Genomic DNA, 16,337 nt, shown 5'->3' with positions numbered 1-16,337 from the left:
GAGAGCGTCGGGAGTATGTCAATAATGATTACCTACTTTTCTATGATGTATCGCAGGCAAAACATCTGAGTCACTAACTCGTCCAGTATCAACAGCAGCATAAATAATCCAGTGGTCGCTTGCCTCCATCCGACTTACTACTTCACATTCCAAATAAGCTAGTGCATCACCTAAAATTGGACTACCATTCTTAGCAGTTTGAGTATTTACTCCGGCAAAACGGTCTGCACCAGGTGGGAAGCGCTTCAGAAAATGTCGCATGAGCGTTTGATAGTTATCTTCCCGCAATACATTTAAGACAAAGCGATCGCCTACTTGCATCAGCGCCTCAATTGCCCGGTCTTTTGCTACTGCGATGGAAACTCCTAGTGGTTTAAAACTAGCTTGCACTACCCAAGAAGCTAACATGGCACTACTAACCTCGCCTTTAGTCGCAGTGATAATATACAGACCTCCACTCAAACGACCTAAAGCTTTATCTAGATCGCTATCAAGAGATTTCATCTGCTTAATATTTTGCTTCAAGCTCAAAAGTTGACCTGCGTCTGTACCTGCCTCTTCACATAATTTGTAGGTTAATTCTGAAGGAGTTTCTTTGATCAGAATATTGGGAAATGCTTGCTTGAGACCCAATTCTTTTAATTGGTTGGCAAGGGGATACACAGATAGATCGTCGCCACCACCAGATTCAAATAAACCGAAAGCCTGTTTTTTGTTAGCTGCTGCCAAAATAGTGCTAATGGCTGTTTCCATACTACTAGCTGCCGGACCTGTGCTTGGTGGCGACCCAATGACGATTCCTTTTGCCATTTCTACCAATTCCCGTACTTCTTGGGGGTCGGCAGATTTGAGGTCCATCATTTCTACTGCAACGCCTGTTTTGGTTATCCCGTGGGCAATTGCTTGGGAGAGGCGATCGCTATAACCATAATCAGAGGTGTAGAATACTGCTACTGTTGTCTCTGCTTTGCTTTGTGCTTTGCTCCACTCCTCATAACGGTTGGTTAATTCTACTAAGTTATAACGTAGTAGGGGACCATGACCTGTGGCAATGGTATTGATATCTCCCAGTTTTGCCATGCGTTTCATCGCACTCAATACTGAGCGAGCATTGGGGGCCATCAGACATTCGTAATAGAATTTATAGTCTGCTTCTATGTCACTCAGATTTTCATCGTAAGTTTTGTCTGAGCAATAGTGCATCCCAAAAGCATCACAGGTGAATAGAGTTTGGGTTTTGCTGTCGTAGGTAAAAATAGTATCTGGCCAATGGAGATTTGGAGCAGAAACGAATTCTAAAACGTGACCGTTGCCTAAATCTAATTGGTCGCCATTTTTGACAATTTGTTTGTTAAATGGTATGTGAACTAAATTTTCTAAAAATTGGATTGCTACTTTTGCCCCAACAACTGTAACTTGGGGAGCTAGTTCGATAATGTCTTTGGCTAAACCACTATGATCTGGTTCGGTATGACTAATAATTAGGTAATCAATTTCTGTAGGTTTAATTAGACCCCAGAGGATGTCTAAATATAACTGACGAAATTTTGCATGGGATGTATCAACCAGAGCATTTTTTTCTCCTCGAATAATAAAGGAGTTATATGTGGTACCATTCTGTAGACCAAATTCTATATCAAAGCGATCGCGGTCCCAATCAAGGGAGCGAATGGCCATGGTATCAGGAGCAATTTTACTTGTCTCCGTTGTTAGTCTATTTTTTACTCGGTCTGTTACTGCTACCATAAGAGACTTCTCTCTAATTTTTTTTGATTTTATTTTTAACAAGCTTTCAACTAGCAGTTTTCGGCTTTTTCTACGGAATTTTCCGTCAACAGCTTTGAGGTTTGTACCTTAAAATATCCAAAAAAATATCCAAAAGTTTTATAGCTCGGAGCTATTTTAGGATTTTTATCCCTAGTAGTAAGTTCGATAGTTGAGGAGAAGTTAAAATCTCCTTTTCAATTTTTTTGGATTTATCGCAGTCGAAGGGAAGGAGAGGACATATCAAAAGTGGAAAACTCAGACAATGTCAGATTTTTTCTTCTGCCTTCTGCCTTCTGCCTTCTGCCTTCTGCCTTCTGCTATAAGTCAACTTAGGCTGATAGCTTATTGCTGAAAGCTGAGAACTTTTTAATATCTTTACACAATTTAACTATAAGTTTTTTATAGAAATTTTTATTAGAAAGTTAAGAATATCAAATAATGCTTTACTTATTTTCTTTTTTGGGAGATATTTTTATCAAATTATGGTAAGGTTATAGGGTTTTGCTACTATCCAATAGCACAAAGGAGAAACAATGAAACACCGATTAGCCACCGTGGGAGTTGTTACAACTGCTTTAGTGCTGGGAAGTCTGATTCTGCCAATATCAGCACAGGCGCAGCTTTGTTATGGGTATGGCTCTCAAAAAGCAAATTATGAAACGGCAAACTTTAATATTAATATTTGCGAAACTCAAAAGGGTGAATATATATTCATTAGTCAACCTAAGAATGGAACTGAGCAAGATTGGCTGATTGTTGGTAATGCCACAAAAAGAGGTAGTTCTTGGGAAGCTTATGACCCGGTACGAGGAATTGAATATATTGTTAGCCCAGACCAATATCGTGTAGATTCTATAACACAGAATGGCCTCACAGAGCGTGTAATTAATTACCAGGCTAAAGCAAGGGCTAAATTAAAAACTTGTTATATTCTCAGGCCAAATGGATTATATATTTTTGAGTCACGCAATTCAGCGAGTCGTAGAATTGGAGTGCTAGAAAATGGTCAGAGAATAGAAGTTACCGGAAATGAAGAAATTGGTAGTGGCACTCAAAGGTTTATAGAAGTTACAAATCCATATCAAGGATATATAGTTTCTAGAGATAGTAGTGGAAGCTATATCTCAGATTGTTCTCCTTAATTAAGGAAGAAGGAAGAAGGAAGAAGGAAGAAGTTACATAGAATCTGGTTATATACAGCGCATCCCGTTGTTATGAGGTACACCCATCACGGGCAAGATGCCTGCACTACAATATTTTCATCATTTACCCTGTACCTCATTTGCCCGAAATATGCTGTATTATGTGTTCATAATTTCTTAAATTACTTAAATTTCTCCCACTCCCCTACTCCCCTACTCCCCCACTCCCCAATTCTAATGAATCAATACTATGCCAAGGTTGCTAAAGGATTAGAAGCTATTGCTGCCCAAGAACTAAAAAGTTTAGGAGCAGAAAACATCTGTCTAGAATTCACTGGGGTAAGTTTTACAGGGGATAAGACTTTACTTTATCGAGTTGATCTTTTAAAGTAAACTTTCAACTCTCAAGATTTAGCTTTCAGCAAGCTGATAATTAGGGTGTTTGGAAAAATTCTTTTGGTAAGGGTAAAAGAAAAGGTTGATTTGATTTTTCTGTTAGTTTTATCATGTCACTATCAAGGGTTAATAACTTAAATTTTTCTCTTTGACCTATTTGATTAGCATTAGCAGTAACTATTCCATTAGCTTCAGCAGACAAATATTTGCCATGAGCAGATAAAAAAGCCACATAATTATCAGATAGTTTTTCTATTTTAAACTTTTTCCAAGAGCTAAATTTGGATTTATTTAGAACTAAATTATTGTTATCTTCAGCACATAAAGAATAGCCATCGTTAGTTGTCAAAAAAAACTCTGATTTACCATTTTCGCCAGGAATCTCAACAGCTTTTAATTTAATCAAAGGATTAAAATTATTTCCATGTACAACTACTTTAGTATCTTGAACAGATACATAGAAATTTTCAAAAGTTGCAATTAAAAATATTCTAATTTTCTTGCCACTAAATAGAGTTTTATTTTCAACATCATTATTTTGACGACGTATTATGCACTTAGGTTTATCTACAATAATCTGAAGCTCGCGTTCTGAACAAAAACACTTCACTGCTCTCTGAACTCCAGGCCAAAATGGGTCAAAATCATCTCCTATTAATACTCCTTCTTCAGTTAGCAAATCCCAATATTTGACAAGATCTGAATAAACATTTTCAAAATCATGACCTGCATCTATATGGATAATATCCCCTTTAATTCCAAGATTTTTTAACATTATGGCAGCATTGACACTGGTTTGTAGTATTGGAATAATATTTTTTTCTAATCCTTTCCACATCACATTTGCTAAAAATTGGTAATATAGTTGAGGGTATCCAAACTTGAGCTGAAGAGATTGTTGAAAATTTTTCGGGTGTTTTGGTTTCCAATGTTCCGGACTACCTAAAAAAGTATCTATGGCAATTACTATTACTTCAGGATTAATTTTTTTAGCTATCTCTGCCATGTGAACTGTGGATTGTCCTTTCCATACTCCAACTTCAATAATCACTTTAGGTTTGACTTCAGATATAATTTCAGCAAACACTTTATGTCTACCATTCCAACCTTGCAAATCTTCTGGGTATTGTTGAAAATCAAAACCATTGTAAGGGTTTTCTGGAAATATTTGAGAAATTAGGTGACTATAGTTAGCTGAAGTTTTAGTTGGGTTTGGTTTCATTTTTTTATTTTTTATAGTTATGATTAAAGAGTTAAATAAATATAGCAATCAGGAGTCATTTGTGAGAATTGAGGTGTTCCTTATACCAATTTTATATGAGGTTGCATAGAATGATGAAATTCATTAAATCGATCTATCTTTATCTAGGCTTACTTACGGTTAATTCTGCTTGAAATATTATTCTATGCAGCTTCATTTCAATTTGGTATTAAAAGTATAGAATATGGTAACCGCTCAATAATCCGGGGTAAATAGGTAAATGGCAAGCCTAAAATGGCATAAAATCCTTCCTAAACTGGTAGTCTACCCCTATTTATTGAGCGGATACAGAAGATGGCAATTATTATATTCAAATAATACGTTTTTTTCTTCTTCTCTGTTCCTAGCTCTGGTGTTCCCTAAAAGTTTCCAATATCTCACAACTCAAATCTTATGGTTATAGTTTAATGAGTTAAATAAATATAGCAATTAGGAATCAGTTGTGAGAATTGAGGTGTTCCTTAAAAGTATAGAATCTGGCAATTATTATATTCATATAATACATTTTTTTCTTCTTCTCTGTTCCTAGTTCTGGTGTTCCCTAAAAGTTTCCAATATCTCACAACTCAAATCTTATGGTTATAGTTTAATGAGTTAAATAAATATAGCAATTAGGAATCAGTTGTGAGAATTGAGGTGTTCCTTAAAAGTATAGAATCTGGCAATTATTATATTCATATAATACATTTTTTTCTTCTTCTCTGTTCCTAGCTCTGGTGTTCCCTAAAAGTTTCCAATATCTCACAACTCAAATTTTATGGTTATAGTTTTTTGATTGATTTTATCAAGTACAAAAATCAGGAAATTATTAAATTATAACACTGAAACAATTAATCAATTAGTGAAAAAATTGCTTCATCCAATTTGGGTACATCTCAATTTTTAAGAAAGCTAAAATTTTATCCTTTCTAGGAAAATAGAAAGTAGGAACTGGGAATAGAAAAAAAGTATTTTTGCGAATATTTGAGATGAACTATCCAATTTTTCCAACTCTACCATCAAATCCTGTTATTGTAGGGTAAATACCAAAATTATTATTTCTAGGCAATGAATCAATACTATGCAAAAGTTGCTAAAGGTTTAGAAGCTATTGCTGCCCAAGAATTAGAAAGTTTAGGAGCAGAAAACGTCTGTCCAGAATTTACTGGGGTAAGTTTTACAGGAGATAAAACTTTACTTTATCGGGTTAATATCTGGGCAAGGACTATTTTTAGAGTTTTAGTTCCTATTGCTGAAATTCGATGTGTTAACCGAGAAGTACTTTATAAAGAGGTAAAAAAAATTCCTTGGCAGCGATATTTATCTCCGAAAAATACATTAGCAGTTAATTGTACGGGAAGTAATGACAAATTAAAGCATACTCATTATACGGCTCTACAAATTAAAGATGCTATTACTGAGCAACAAATAGAAAAGTTTCGCTACAGGTCAAATATCGATACTAAAAATCCTGATATATTGATTAATGCTCATATTCAAAATAATAATTGTATCCTCAGTTTAGATAGTTCTGGTAGTAGTTTACATCAGCGTGGTTATCGTTTAGCAATGGGGTTTGCTCCTCTGAAAGAAACTTTAGCAGCAGCCATTTTAGAAATGGCAGAATATTCTCCAGATATACCTTTTTTAGACCCTTTATGTGGTTCTGGAACTTTACCTTTAGAGGCAAGTTTAAAAGCATTAAATATTGCACCGGGACTGTTGAGAAATAAATTTTCTTTGATGAATTGGCGTGATTTTGATAAGTCTCTTTGGCAAGATTTATTAACAGAAGCTAAAAATAGTCAATTAACAGAATTAAAATCAATAATTGTCGGTAGCGATCGCAATCCTGAAGTACTTTTTCAAGCTCGAATTAATTCTGAAAGATGTGGGGTAGCAAATAAAATTAAGTTTATTAAAACAGATTTATCTAAATTAAAACCTCCCGCAGATAAAGGAATTATTATTTGTAATCCTCCTTATGGCGAACGTTTAGGAGAAGTGGAAGAGTTGGGCGAACTTTATAAAATGTTGGGGGATATTTTTAAACAACGTTTTACTGGATGGACGGCATTTATTTTAACAGGAAGTAAACAATTATCTAAACAAGTAGGGTTAAGAACTTCTCGGAGAATTCCTGTTTATAATGGAGCAATTCCTTGTACTTTATTGAAATATGAATTGTATTAAGTAAATTAGGATCAGGAGTCAGGAGTCAGGAGTCAGGAGGGAAGAAAGAAGCAAGAAGCAAGAATAAGAGGAGGAAAAGGAGAAAGTTTTTTTGATCACGCTCTTATCCGGACATGATATTAGGAATTAGAAATTTCTAATATTAAAGAAGAAGTTGGAGTAAACTCAATGCACGACTTTTGAGAAATTATATAGCAAATTCCTCGTATAAGAAGTACAGAGATTAACAATTGAATGAATGCAAGTGCGGGCATCTTGCCCGCGATGGGTGTACCTTACTTAAGTGGAATCTCCTGTATTATATTAAATCTGTTTAATTAGGTATAAAAATATTGGGTAGTCCTGCATAGTAATGGTAAATAGTAAAAAGGAATACCTGGCACGGGAGCTAGATGCTCCCACTGTTCTGGTAACAAATATAATGACAATGTACGACCATTACAATGAATAATCAAAAATATTGGCAAACTAAAAATTTAGAAGCGATTAAGCAAAGAATTTCTTGGGTATACGAACAACCAGATGGAATAATTTTTTCTCAACCTTCTGGCATACATTTTTTAACTATAAAAAAAATCAAATTTATCATTCAATTGGTATTAGTAGAACAAGTAACTTTAAAAATGAATTGGGTTCAATCTATACTTAATTTGGATAATCCCACATATTTAATTTTTCCTTATACTCAAGCAATGATGTTAGCTTTGGTCTGGAATAGTCAACCACAAAAAATTTATATAGCAGGTTTTGGAGGGGGTAGTATTCCTCAAGTTTTTCACCATTATTTTCCAGATACAATAATTGAATGTGCAGAGGTTGATGCGAGTATATTGTCAATAGCTCAGAAATTTTTTGGGGTAGAATTAAATGACAGATTAAAGGTAAAAATTCAGGATGGTAGAGAATATTTAGAACAACAAGACCGGGATAATCTGTATGATATTATGATGATTGATGTAGCTTTTGGTAATGGCTATATGTCTTATAATTTAGCTACTAAAGAATTTTATGAGCTGTGCGATCGCCATTTATCAAAATCTGGGGTTATAATCGTAAATACATTAAACAGTAATGACTTTGAAGCAGAGTATATAAAAACTATTAAAACTGTCTTTCCTTCTATTTATATCTGTCATACTACCGGCAAAAATACAATTATTATTGGTACTCGCAGTTATCCTGTGAATAAAGCAGAAATTAGAGAAAAAGCTCAATTTATTCAAGATTATCATCAATTTTCTTTTCCCTTAGTTGACAGAGCAAATGAGATAAAAATGATTGATGAATTATCAAATTTAAATTTAGACCAAGTTTCAATTCTCCAGGATACTGCTTCACCTGCTAATTACTTTGATTCTTGGTTATTTTAAGGAGTAAGGAGTCATTTCAGTTATCAGTTATCAGTTATCAGTACCTCTGCCTGTTTGCACAGCATTCCGTCCTGAGATAAAAAAGTAGGGACATTCCACAAAACATCCCTAGTCTAATAATAATAAATAAAGAGCTACAACTAGATCAAACTGGTCTAATTAGGAAAGGTTTTGAAATGTATTTTCTTTCTCTACCCCACTCCCTATTTTCTTCAATTTATCAACAGAGAAAAACTACTTTTCAATCTTCACAGAAAGAATTTTGTCACCTTGTCTAATAGCATTTACAACATCCATATCCTCTGTTTTGCCAAAAGTTGTATGAACACCATCTAAATGACGTTGGGGAGAGTGACAAATAAAGAATTGACTACCGCCTGTATCGCGACCAGCATGAGCCATTGATAAAGTTCCGGCCAAATGTTTATTATTATTAATTTCACATTTAATTTTATAACCAGGGCCACCTGTTCCTGTACCGTTAGGACAACCACCTTGAATCATAAAATTAGGAATAACACGATGAAAATTTAAGCCATCATAAAATCCTTTTTCACTTAGTTCAACAAAATTTTTCACAGTATTAGGAGCATCATTATCAAATAATTCTAGATTAATGATTCCCTTTTCAGTTTCCATGATAGCTCGTGTCATGTTTGGAATTTCTCCTCAAGTTAACTTGTAGTATTATACGCTATTTACCAACAATATTTTTCTAGTCTAGCGACGTTTAAAGAAGGAAGAAGGAAGAAGGAAGAGGGAAGAGGGAAGAAGATATAGGGGATAAGCAAGAAAGAAAAAAGGAGAAGGGATAACTAAGAAAGAAGAAGGTCAATCTTGCCTTGTTTGAAATATTCTATAAGTTCTAATAGTAATGGCATTTGCTATAACTTTTAAATTCTGAATTGACCTATAAATTAGTTAATGATGGAGAATTATGCAAATATGCCATGATCAAGCTAAATTTTTTTGGCTGTACTATTATGAAAAACAATCAGATAAATTAGTATTGGTTATATTTAGCTATTTTTGAGTCAGCCTTAACTATTGACCAGAAAATTAGGTTTCAAGCCTCCCTTTTCAAGGGGATAAAGAAAAGAAAATTCCGTATTTTCAAGCTTCCCTATTCCAGAAGCTACTGTTAACTGATAACTGATAACTGAAATTACGCCTTTTAATTTCCAATAAAACTTGCCATTTAATAATTAAAATTCTTCTCAATCAAATCAAAAATAACTCGAAAATTTAGATAATATTCAGACAGTTTTAGGAGCAGATATCTTGTCTTTGTTTATCCTAAATTTAATATCAAGTCTAATTAATTAAACGTAAATATTAATGCTCTTATCAATTATCTTGAGAACCTATTAAATTGTCCCCTATTCCCTACTTTTGACTTTTGACTTTTGACTTCCGCGTAGTGGCTAAATAGTCAAAACAATTTTACCAACCATCGACCCTGCTTCCAACATTCGATGTGCTTCTATTGCATCATCTAAAGCAAAAGTTTTATTCACATGAATATTTAATTTTCCTTGGTCAAATAACCGCTCACACTGTTGCAAAATGTTAGCTTGGTCTACTTGAGCTTCCATCAAACCTTTCATCATTGGAGTTAACATTAATTCCAACCCTATTCGCAGATTTCTTTGCCTAGCAATCTTCAAATTTCCTAAGTTAGTATCCGGTTCTAAAATTGTCACTATATCGCCATAAACTTTCACTGCTGGAATAGTGTCATAAAAAACTTTTCCACCAACAGTATCAAAAGCTAAATCTACCCCTTCCCCATTCGTCCAATCTAACACGGCCTGCACAAAATCTGTATTCTTAAAAATCGCTAAATCTGCACCTAAACTTTTGACAAAATCTGCTTTTTCTTCTGAACTAATAGTAGTAGCAACCTCAGTGCCTTGTAATTTTGCTAACTGTATAGCCACATGACCAACCCCACCTGCACCACCATGAATTAACACTTTTCTGCCAGCTTCTAATTTTCCTCTGTCATACAAAGATTCCCAAGCAGTAATTAAAACTAAAGGTGCAGCAGCAGCTTCAACAAAGGTTAAAGAAGTTGGTTTTTTAGCCATAAATCTTTCATCAACAACAGTCAATTCGGCATAATTTCCAGGAGTTGCTCCAATGCCACTATGACAAAAATAAACCTCATCTCCCACTTGAAAATTTTCTACATTTTTACCAACTTCTGCCACAATACCGGCACCATCACATCCTAAAATAGCAGGTTTTTGGTCTGGGAAAAAAGTGCCACGAGTGCGTAATTTTGTATCAATAGGATTTACTCCAGCAGCTTTCAAACGCACTAATATTTCTCGGTCATTTTCAATTACAGGGTCAGTAACTTGTTGCACTTGTAAAACTTCCGGCGCTCCTGGTGATGTCATGACAACTGCTTTCATGGTTGATTTTCCGCTGATTTAAACTCTGTTGGTAAAAACATTAAGTTTACATTAATTTTTATATTTTGTCTATAGGAAACAGGGAGTAGGAAGGTAGGGACGTTGCATGCAACGTCCCTACAGAGTCGGGGGAAATTTGATAGATTTTCAAGATAATTGATGAAGAGCATTTTTATTATCTCTAATTAATTAGACCTGGTATAGGAATTCCCAAAAAGTTTGAGGTACAAAATTCTAGGTTTTAGGCAACAGGCAACAGGCAAGATACAGCCAAGCCATGGATTTCAATCCTTGACTGATTCTTTGTCGTAGAGGGTTTCAAAGGGAATATAGCGGAGTTTTCCCGTGGCAATAATGGCGAGTTGTTTGGGAGAATAAGCTGTTATTTCTGTTTCCATGGGACGAATGAGATAGTCGTAGAGTTTTTCTTGGTTAAGGTCATGGTAGTCATCGTTGAGGTTTTCTAGTTGGGCGCGATATTCGGTGAGAAGGTGATCGAATTCTTCGGCATCAATGGGTACTTTTTTGACTATGGTGGGTTTGTCTCTGGTAACAAGGAATATGGCGATGCTATCGGGAACATTTGCAATACCAGTTAAAAGAGCAGGTTGAATAACAACGGTATCCGGTGCAATATTGGCTTTGAGTTTGTCAATATCTTCGGGTTTGAATTCAAAAAGCTCGGCAACTTCTGGGTATTTATTGGTAATGTCGGTAGCGAGTTGGTTGGTTTCTGCTTGTAACTGGTTAATTTGTTCGGAAAGTTGGGTACTCCATTCATCTTCTATTTTGGCATAGAGAGCTTGTAATTGTTGATTGTTTTGTTGCCAGTGGCGACTGCTAATCGATAGAGATGGTCAATATTACATATTCCCCTCTTTGCCAAAAAATGCTCCACCAAATGCTCATCCTCCCGTTGTCGTTATTCAGCAGAGCGATCGCGGGGAATATGTTGTTATTCTCAGCCCCGAAGCACCACCCTAAGTGTGGGGAGTGTGGGGAGATGGGGAAGTGTAGGGAGATGGGGAGTACAGCAATGTGCGCTGGGATATTTACAAATTACAGGAGGTATCCAATAGCTAAAATCTGATATAATCGGTTTTTCATTCCCCCTGTTGCCAGATGAGCTGTTGCCTACGCACAGCGCTATCACTGATGGCATAAAACTCAATGCCACCAGTGTCTCGTTACTCACCTACATAGTCAAAGACTGGGGGTTAGTTTCAATCAACTTTGCCAAATCTTGCAAGAAAGCAGCAGCGTCAGCACCGTAAATAATTCTATGGTCACAAGTAATATTCACCTGCATTTGTCGCTTAACTCCAATCATCCCGTCAGCAGTTGCTACTACCTGGGGTTGAGATGCACCGATCGCTAAAATTGAACCCTGACCAGGTGGTAAAATTGCATCAAACTGATTTACTCCAAACATTCCTAAGTTAGAAAGAGTAAACGTACCAGTGCTATATTCATCCGGTTGCAACTGCTTTGCCCGCGCCTTTTCTACTAAACCTTTCCAAGTGCGAGATAAAGAATAAATATCCATTTTGTCAGCATTTTGCAATACTGGTGTAATCAAACCGCCATCAGGCATTGCCACTGCCACTGCAATATTAATCCCAGAAGGATACTGAATACCTCCTTCCACATAAGCAGCATTTAATAAAGGATGTTGTTGCAAAGTCATTGCTATGGCTTTTGCTAACATCGCAGTCATCGTCACACCCTTAGACTTAATCTGTTTATACAACCCATCTAAGTTATCTGTAGCGATCGTGTAACCAACATGGAAAGTAGGCACAGATAAACTGACCATCATATTTCGCACCACTGCATTTTGCAGAGTATTCATCTTGACAACTTGTCCAGGAGTTATCGGAGTTGGAGGTGCAGATGGTGGAGGTGGGGCAGTAGGAATAGATGGTTGAGTAGGAATAACGGGAGTCGCGGTCTTCGCAGATGCAGCAACTGAAGTTGGAGTACTACCTGTTGCCATTTCTACATCTTCTGCCACAATTCGACCATGAGGGCCAGTACCTTTGAGAGTACTTAAATCTACCTTCAATTTTTTGGCCAACTTCCGAGCACGAGGGGAAGCAATAATCCGTCCATTACGGCGACCGTTGTTCTCTTTTGTTTCTGTTGTGATAGAAGAGGGGACTGTAGCAACGGCAGTTGCAGCAGTAGAAGCAGCAGGAGCAGTTTCTTGCTTAGTTGTAGCACCTCCTTGCTGTTTGGCTGTTTCAATTTCTGCCTCTGTTTCAGCCAATAAAGCGATCGTAGACCCTACGGCTGCTACATCACCAGCTTCTACAATTATATTGGCCAGATATCCAGAGAAAAAGGATTCTACATCCATATCTGCTTTGTCTGATTCAACTACTACTACTGTTTCTCCTTTTTCCACCCAATCACCAGTGGATTTTTGCCAAGAAACAATTTTACCCTCGGTCATAGTCGAACTAAGGGCAGGCATGAATACTTCGTTAATCATGTTAGTTTTCCGTTGTTTTTTTATTGATAAATAATTGTCGCTACGCTCTCAAGGTGGTAGGTTGTAGCTAACAAGATTTTACCTAACATCTAGTACCTAACACCTTTTTCAAGTAGAAGGTGGAAGGTCGTAGGTCATAGATTGTAGATTGTAGGTAACAAGATTTTACCTAACACGTAGTACCTAACACCTTTTTCAAGTAAGTTGTAGGTAATAAGATTTTACCTATAGCAAAGAACGAGTTGGTTAGGACATAGAGTGATTATGAATCAAACACGGGGAAATGTTTTTTTCATTTTTTCTTATCTTGGTGCGGTTTCTGTTACATCTGTCGCCGACACGGGTTCGCACCGCTTTTCCCTGTTCCCTGCTATAACAATGTTTGGAGCAACCCTTGTGTCAAACCCGATCATCATGAGGGTTGTCCACAATATGATTGGGGTGTTAAGTAAGAAGGTTTTAGGTTGTAGGTAGCGCAGTCAGGAATAAGGATTTTATTATCTACACAAGTTAAATTATCCAAATTCAAAATTATGTGAGTTATTCAAAAAAAATCTGGACTTTATTGAGTCCTCATTCCTAGGTTTTTCTCACTTAGAACCTGCCACCTCCCGATTATAGGTCTTGGATAGGACTGTAAACTTTTTTCACCTAACACCTATCACCTTCTTTTTTCCCTCTAAACCTCACCTCGCACTTCTTCAATTACCCCATCACGCAGGAGAACTTCTACTTGCATTTTCTTGATCAAATTATCTCCTACATCCGCAGTAAATACACTTTCAATTTGACCTTGACTAACTTCTTGCTCTAATTCCAAAGTTTGTACTTGTTGTAATTGTTGTAAAGCTTGATTTTTCTGCTCTACAAACTCATTTTTCTTTTGGCCGATCTGTGCTTGTATATTATTAATCTGCTGTTGTACTTGAGGGCCTGGAGGTTGTACACTTTGCTTTCTAATTTCAGCAATTGCCTTTTGCCCTTGTATTTCAATCTGTTGTAATTGGCTATCTAAATTATTAATTTGGGTTTGTAGTTGTTGTTGGGCTTCTTCTTTCCAGCGTGGGGTAACGACTACTCTAACGTTAATCGCTCGCTTTAAAAGTAATTGTGTTTGAGAATACTCCATAAAAATTGTTCTTGTCAGTTTATTTTTGTTTGCACATAAGGACGAGAATATTGATTTTAGACTTTAAGATTTCAGAACATCTAGATGATACTCAATCCAAAATCTAAAATCTCCAAAGTCATTAATCAAACATTTTGTTAATCATATCGCGGTAATGGTCCGTGACAGTGGGACGTTTGATCTTCATCGTTTGGGTTGTCATGCCATTTTCTACCGTAAACGGTTCCAGAATCAAGCGAAATGGTCCAATACGGTCATCAGGCCGATATCCGGGGCGATTTTTTACCTCCCGATTCAATTCCTGGCGGAACAATTCTTGAATCGTCTGACTTTCCCAATCAATCTGTGGTTGAGATTCTGAAGGATTAAGTTGAATAGCCCATTGTTCCACTGCTTCAATATTAGGCACGACTAAAGCACCCAAAAATTTCTGGTCTTGCCCCACCAGCATAATTTGGTCAATATATTGACTGCGGGCACAAGCATCTTCAATGGGCTGAGGTTCAATATTTTCCCCATTAGTCAGAACAATTGTATCTTTTGCCCGACCAGTTAATACCAAATCATTATCTGGAGTTATCCAACCAATATCGCCAGTATTAAACCAACCTTCGGAGTCAATAACTTTCTCAGTAGCTTCGGGATTTTGATAATAACCAGCCATTATTTGTGGCCCTCTTGCCCAAACCACACCTTTATTACCAACTGTCAGAGTTTTGTTAGTTTCTGGATCTACTACTTTAATCTCAGTAGCTGGAATGGGTTTACCAGCAGACCCCCGGAGATTGTTCCAATAGTGTCGAACAGTCAAAACTGGAGAAGTTTCGGTTAAACCATATCCTACCAATAAGCCTATACCAACTATTTCAAAGAAATTTTCTAAGTGCATCGCTAGAGAACCACCCCCACTTATGGCAAATTTCAGGCGACCCCCAGTAGCTTGGCGGATTTTTTGATAAATGATTTTTTCTCCCAGACTATGAAGAGGTAATAATACCCAACTTTGCAAAGTAGCCAGCAATTTCTGAGACTGAGATGGTGGGTCAAGTTGCAAAACTAATCCTTGACTAATACGCCTAGCTTCAATGTAACGTTGACTTATGCCCAGGAAAAATTGAGCTAATTTTTGTTTATTGGCTGGTTGTTCTCTGAGTTGTTTTTGTACTCCTTCATAAATTAATTCCCAAACTCTAGGCACACTGGTCACATAGTGGGGTTTATATTCTTGGAAGTCTTTTTTCAGAGAACGTTTATTGGTATAAATTTGGGTACAACCTTGGGAGAGGAAAAAATATTCTCCTGTCCTACCAAAAGTATGCCAAGTAGGTAGGATGTTTAGGCTGCATTCTCCTGGATTGGGTTGAATAAGTGCCCCTAGAACATTAATTTGATAGAGCAGGTTGCCATGAGTCAGCATTACACCTTTGGGTTTGCCAGTTGTGCCAGAAGTGTAGAGCAAAGTAGCAAGAGTTTCCAGGTTTTGCTTAGTGGGTTTCAGGGGGCGGTCTTCTCCTGTAGCAATGACTTGAGAAAATTTGACTACAGGTAGGTTTTCCTCAGGGTTTGGCTCTTCATCGGATAGCAGAATAATTAAATGTATAGGTAAGTCTTGCAGGCGATCGCTCAATTTTTTCAACAAGGCCAAATTTTCCACGACTAAACTCACACTGCCACTATGTTGAAGAATATAAGCCAATTCTTCGATATCTGCAGTCCCACTTCTCACCACATCTGCTGCCCCTGCAGCAATAATACCTTGGTCGGCAATCATCCACCGAGGGCTATTGTCAGCAAATAAGGCCACTCTCGGAGGTATTGACGCTTCATTTTCCGTAGGGACAACCCCCAATGATTGTAAACCAGCAGCAAATTTTTGAATCTGTTGGTTTAATTCTGCATAAGTAAATTTGACTTCTGGTTTGGCATGGGGGTCATGGAGGGCGATGGTCTGATTATAATGTTTGGCAGCCAGTGGCCATATTTCTGAGAGAGATTGAACTGAATCGTAGATTGTTACTTGCTTGAGATTGGCACGTTCGCGATCGCTCATTTGCCAGGAGGTGGGAGATTGTATAGATGTCATTATCTGCTTCCTAAAACTATTGGTGATAAATCTAGTATCTGAGAATTTTGGATAAGTTTGCTAATTTTAGGGACAGTTTGTCAACTTGAATATTCAACTACAG

13 protein-coding genes are annotated in these 16,337 nt (G+C 36.8%); 6 read left to right on the top strand and 7 right to left on the bottom strand.

Going from position 1 to position 16,337, the window contains the following annotated elements; translation table 11 throughout:
• Positions 1-18: 18 nt before the first annotated feature.
• Complete coding sequence (locus F6K06_RS11660; RefSeq protein ID WP_287241080.1) at positions 19-1,746, bottom strand: diflavin flavoprotein; 1,728 nt, start codon at positions 1,744-1,746, stop codon at positions 19-21.
• A gap of 554 nt (positions 1,747-2,300) precedes the next feature.
• On the opposite strand from F6K06_RS11660, the gene F6K06_RS11655 reads away from it, so the two are divergent.
• Positions 2,301-2,909, top strand: a complete 609-nt coding sequence (locus F6K06_RS11655; RefSeq protein ID WP_124143649.1) for a hypothetical protein — start codon at positions 2,301-2,303, stop codon at positions 2,907-2,909.
• 237 nt (positions 2,910-3,146) lie between these two features.
• Complete coding sequence (locus F6K06_RS11650) at positions 3,147-3,302, top strand: hypothetical protein (protein ID WP_192901052.1); 156 nt, start codon at positions 3,147-3,149, stop codon at positions 3,300-3,302.
• A gap of 40 nt (positions 3,303-3,342) precedes the next feature.
• Here the strand turns inward: F6K06_RS11650 and F6K06_RS11645 are convergent, their stop codons facing one another.
• Positions 3,343-4,527 (bottom strand): CmcI family methyltransferase, encoded by a 1,185-nt coding sequence (locus F6K06_RS11645; RefSeq protein WP_287241078.1) that lies wholly within the window; start codon positions 4,525-4,527, stop codon positions 3,343-3,345.
• A 1,086-nt stretch (positions 4,528-5,613) separates the two neighbouring features.
• Here F6K06_RS11645 and F6K06_RS11640 point away from each other — a divergent pair.
• Entirely contained in the window at positions 5,614-6,738 is a 1,125-nt protein-coding gene (locus tag F6K06_RS11640) for a class I SAM-dependent RNA methyltransferase (RefSeq protein ID WP_287241076.1), read from the top strand.
• A gap of 443 nt (positions 6,739-7,181) precedes the next feature.
• On the top strand, positions 7,182-8,108 hold the full coding sequence (locus F6K06_RS11635; RefSeq protein WP_124143646.1) for a spermidine synthase: 927 nt from the start codon (positions 7,182-7,184) through the stop codon (positions 8,106-8,108).
• A gap of 234 nt (positions 8,109-8,342) precedes the next feature.
• Here F6K06_RS11635 and F6K06_RS11630 read toward each other — a convergent pair whose 3' ends face one another.
• Positions 8,343-8,762, bottom strand: coding sequence for a peptidylprolyl isomerase (locus F6K06_RS11630; RefSeq protein ID WP_124143645.1), 420 nt, complete (start codon positions 8,760-8,762; stop codon positions 8,343-8,345).
• Positions 8,763-9,532: 770 nt separating this feature from the next.
• Entirely contained in the window at positions 9,533-10,528 is a 996-nt protein-coding gene (locus tag F6K06_RS11625; RefSeq protein WP_124143644.1) for a zinc-dependent alcohol dehydrogenase family protein, read from the bottom strand.
• A 666-nt stretch (positions 10,529-11,194) separates the two neighbouring features.
• Here F6K06_RS11625 and F6K06_RS11620 point away from each other — a divergent pair.
• Both F6K06_RS11620 and F6K06_RS11615 read left to right on the top strand, forming a co-directional pair.
• Positions 11,195-11,326 (top strand): hypothetical protein, encoded by a 132-nt coding sequence (locus tag F6K06_RS11620; RefSeq protein ID WP_275670298.1) that lies wholly within the window; start codon positions 11,195-11,197, stop codon positions 11,324-11,326.
• Between the two features lie 18 nt (positions 11,327-11,344).
• The gene (locus F6K06_RS11615) at positions 11,345-11,512 is read left to right on the top strand and encodes a hypothetical protein (protein ID WP_161564363.1); all 168 of its coding nucleotides are present in this window, start codon (positions 11,345-11,347) and stop codon (positions 11,510-11,512) included.
• A gap of 211 nt (positions 11,513-11,723) precedes the next feature.
• On the opposite strand, the gene F6K06_RS11610 is transcribed toward F6K06_RS11615, so the two are convergent.
• From F6K06_RS11610 to F6K06_RS11600, 3 genes are all read right to left on the bottom strand, one after another.
• Positions 11,724-13,022 (bottom strand): dihydrolipoamide acetyltransferase family protein, encoded by a 1,299-nt coding sequence (locus F6K06_RS11610; protein WP_124143643.1) that lies wholly within the window; start codon positions 13,020-13,022, stop codon positions 11,724-11,726.
• A gap of 679 nt (positions 13,023-13,701) precedes the next feature.
• Positions 13,702-14,151 carry a YlqD family protein gene (locus tag F6K06_RS11605; protein WP_124143642.1) on the bottom strand — a complete coding sequence of 150 codons (450 nt, stop codon included), beginning with the start codon at positions 14,149-14,151 and terminating at the stop codon, positions 13,702-13,704.
• A 121-nt stretch (positions 14,152-14,272) separates the two neighbouring features.
• Positions 14,273-16,234 carry a long-chain fatty acid--CoA ligase gene (locus F6K06_RS11600; RefSeq protein WP_124143641.1) on the bottom strand — a complete coding sequence of 654 codons (1,962 nt, stop codon included), beginning with the start codon at positions 16,232-16,234 and terminating at the stop codon, positions 14,273-14,275.
• Between the last annotated feature and the right edge of the window lie 103 nt (positions 16,235-16,337).

This window comes from Okeania sp. SIO1H4, assembly GCF_010672695.1.
GTDB classification, from domain to species: Bacteria; Cyanobacteriota; Cyanobacteriia; order Cyanobacteriales; family Microcoleaceae; genus Okeania; species Okeania hirsuta.
This window is presented reverse-complemented; position numbering and strand designations above follow the sequence as displayed.

Excerpts from the sequence above, each read along its gene's own strand:
- F6K06_RS11640 (WP_287241076.1), top strand. The coding sequence starts at position 5,614 with ATGAATCAATACTATGCAAAAGTTGCTAAAGGTTTAGAAGCTATTGCT.
- F6K06_RS11635 (WP_124143646.1), top strand. The coding sequence starts at position 7,182 with ATGAATAATCAAAAATATTGGCAAACTAAAAATTTAGAAGCGATTAAG.
- F6K06_RS11610 (WP_124143643.1), bottom strand. The coding sequence starts at position 13,022 with ATGATTAACGAAGTATTCATGCCTGCCCTTAGTTCGACTATGACCGAG.
- F6K06_RS11655 (WP_124143649.1), top strand. The coding sequence starts at position 2,301 with ATGAAACACCGATTAGCCACCGTGGGAGTTGTTACAACTGCTTTAGTG.
- F6K06_RS11650 (WP_192901052.1), top strand. The coding sequence starts at position 3,147 with ATGAATCAATACTATGCCAAGGTTGCTAAAGGATTAGAAGCTATTGCT.
- F6K06_RS11660 (WP_287241080.1), bottom strand. The coding sequence starts at position 1,746 with ATGGTAGCAGTAACAGACCGAGTAAAAAATAGACTAACAACGGAGACA.
- F6K06_RS11600 (WP_124143641.1), bottom strand. The coding sequence starts at position 16,234 with ATGACATCTATACAATCTCCCACCTCCTGGCAAATGAGCGATCGCGAA.
- F6K06_RS11630 (WP_124143645.1), bottom strand. The coding sequence starts at position 8,762 with ATGACACGAGCTATCATGGAAACTGAAAAGGGAATCATTAATCTAGAA.
- F6K06_RS11605 (WP_124143642.1), bottom strand. The coding sequence starts at position 14,151 with ATGGAGTATTCTCAAACACAATTACTTTTAAAGCGAGCGATTAACGTT.
- F6K06_RS11645 (WP_287241078.1), bottom strand. The coding sequence starts at position 4,527 with ATGAAACCAAACCCAACTAAAACTTCAGCTAACTATAGTCACCTAATT.
- F6K06_RS11625 (WP_124143644.1), bottom strand. The coding sequence starts at position 10,528 with ATGAAAGCAGTTGTCATGACATCACCAGGAGCGCCGGAAGTTTTACAA.